The 2,908-nt window shown below is 40.9% G+C and carries 2 protein-coding genes; both read left to right on the top strand.

Annotated features, from left to right (window positions below; all coding sequences use genetic code 11):
• Window positions 1–80: 80 nt before the first annotated feature.
• Complete coding sequence (locus AAC037_RS22960) at window positions 81–953, top strand: alpha/beta hydrolase (protein WP_339905909.1); 873 nt, start codon at window positions 81–83, stop codon at window positions 951–953.
• Window positions 954–1,619: 666 nt separating this feature from the next.
• Window positions 1,620–2,908: sodium:glutamate symporter (locus AAC037_RS22955; RefSeq protein WP_339905908.1), on the top strand; the 1,289-nt coding region annotated here is incomplete at its 3' end.

Below are 2,908 nucleotides of genomic sequence, written 5' to 3'. Positions count from 1 at the left end.
CATTTATTAAAAAGGGAATTTACAAGCGGAACCATTTATGAAATTGAATTGATTCTAAAAGTCAACAACCAAAGCCTCCCATGAAAACACAACCGCAGCCAATAAAAGTAATGCTTACCCTTTGCTCCTTTTTTTTCTCACTTGTTTTCATGGCGCAAGCTCAAAATGACGAGCTCATTCACATTTGGCCGGATAAAGTGCCGGGAGAAACAGCCCCGAAACACCCGGCAGTGGTCACAGATAACCACAGTGGAGGAGTGACCAGGTTGACCGATGTTACTGATCCTACTTTAAAGGTTTTTTTACCGGATGAGAAAGTAAACAATGGAGCAGCCGTTATTGTCTGCCCCGGAGGGGGTTATCGTATTTTAGCCATCGATAAAGAAGGTTATGAGGTAGCTGAATGGTTGAATACTTTGGGCTACACAGCCTTTGTCCTGGAATACCGGGTACCGCAAAAGCAGGAAGGCGCATTGAACGACATACAACGGGCGATCCGCATTGTCCGAAGCGAAGCAGAAGCATGGAAATTGGATCCTGAAAAGATTGGCGTAATTGGGTTTTCAGCAGGCGGAAGTTTGGCAGCCCGCGCAAGTACACGGTACAATGAGGTAACCTATAAAGCTCAGGATGCCAAGGACAAATTATCCTCCAAGCCAAATTTTGCCATGTTGATCTACCCTGCCTACCTTGACAAAGGTGAAAATAGAAGCCTTACTCCTGAACTAAAAATTGACGACAACACTCCTCCTATGTTTCTTTTTGCTACAGCCGACGATGCGCATGCCAATAGTGCTTTGGTTATGGCCACAGCATTGAGGGACAATAAAATCCCTGTTTCCTTACACTTACTTCCCAAAGGAGGACATGGCTATGGACTAAGGAATGGCAACCCTGCCGGAGAGACCTGGCCGGCATTGGCCGAAATTTGGCTCAAATCAACGGTAAAATAATCGATACAAAGTCCTTTAAAAAAACCCATAGATTGGGCTAGGCTATTGCAGATGACCTTTACCGTACTATTTCGCAAATTTCAGAACTCATTTTGAGAGAGGGATAATTGCAATCACAGCCAAGTTTTGGATGTGATTCTATGGTAGATTATCAACTGATACCAAGGAATAATTGACAACAAACACTCCAAAAGCCAACAAAACAACGCTTTCGCTAAAAAAGCCCATGCTCATTTTATTTATAATGCACCTTTTACCGGTTGGCTAATCTCAATAATAATTCAAAAAAGGAACTTCAATTTGGGTTTCCTATTATTGTTAACTATATAAAAATCAAAGCTGTACTTTTTATTTTTTGGCAAAACTTTTGTTCCAATAATTGCCCTATAGAATGACCAAAAACAAATTTAGTTGCCAAATATTATGGCAAAACAAAGGGGTGAATTGAATGCTTTATCCTCTCAATAGGCAATCGGAATTCCAACATGCATCCTATTGAAAATCCGATAAGGTTTTTTTGGATAAACTTAAATTATCTAAATGTCTGATAAACCTCAGCATTTACAGAGGGTCTTAAAATTTTATCAGTTCTCAAATACACCTCAGCTCCCTGGCCATCTTAAATCAATCCGGAATAAATTCGCCGTACAAAAATCAAACAGATTCATGGAGAAATTTGCGACATTTGAGTTTTTTAATGCCTTGCTACTGATTACCCTTTTCCTCTTTATTGCCTATGTGCTTAAAGAGGCCTTCCTAAAAAAATTAATGATCCCAGCCTCGCTAATTGGTGGTGTGCTGGCACTAATGCTTGGGCCGGATCTTCTGGGGCCCCTTATCTCAGAAAGTATCGGCATAAATGCCCTACCTAAAGGACTGCTACCTGAAGCCAGTGTAAACATTTGGAAAGATTTTCCGGCTTATCTAATTGTAGTCGTTTTTGCAGGCTTGTTTCTGGGTAAAAACATTCCTGACTTCAAGACCATCCTAAATAAAAGCATGCCCAACCTATGTTTTGGCTATACCTTAGCGCTAGGTCAATACATCGTCGGTTTACTTATTGCCATCTTACTGCTTAAGCCAATGTTTGACATTGATGCGGTATCCGGGGCATTGATAGCCATCGGTTTTCAAGGTGGTCATGGTACAGTTGCCGGCTTAAAGAATACATTTTCTGCCATCGAATTTGAACAGGGAGTAGACTTAGGGCTTGGTATTGCCACCATAGGGCTAGTTTCTGCCATAATTTTTGGCACCATTATGTCTAATGTAAATGGCAAGGAGGAAACACATGATATGAAAATGTCGGACAATGGAGAGAAAGATGACAACTTGGAAAAAGTAAAGAAGGTGTCTTTCCCATTACAGATAGCCATCGTTGGGCTCACCATAATTTTAGGTTGGTTATTTTTAAAAGGGCTAGCTTATAGTGAGATGGCTATATTTTCTCAAGAAGAGTCAAAAATAAATAAATTCATTCCATTGTTTCCCGTGGCCATGCTGGCCGGTTTAGCGGTACAAGTATTTGCTGAAAAAGCAAAATTAACAGGCTATATCAGTAGAAAGCACATCAATTATATCACCAACCTCTCACTGGACCTCCTTATCGTCGCCGCCATTGGAAGCCTTTCCATTAAAGCTTTGACGGATAATTTGGCCCCATTATTAATTCTTGGTGGAGCTGGCGTAGGCTATAATATTACAATTTATTTTTTGATGGGGAAAATTTTCTTTCCCAAAGAATGGCGATTAAGAGCCTTAGGAGAATTTGGTCAATCTACCGGCACCACAGCCATTGGATTAATTTTGATCAAAAGAGCGGGCAATAAAGCAGAAAAATTCACCTCCACCTTTAGCTATAAGCAACCACTTTATGAACCTATTGTTGGTGGGGGGATTGTCACAGGCATCGCCCTTCCGCTCATCAGCAATGTAGGCGTTTATCCTTTTATCGG

The sequence above is a fragment of the uncultured Cyclobacterium sp. genome, from assembly GCF_963976465.1.
Taxonomy (GTDB): Bacteria; Bacteroidota; Bacteroidia; order Cytophagales; family Cyclobacteriaceae; genus Cyclobacterium.
Note: the sequence above shows the minus strand (reverse complement) of the source record. Positions and strands in the feature narration are given on the sequence as shown.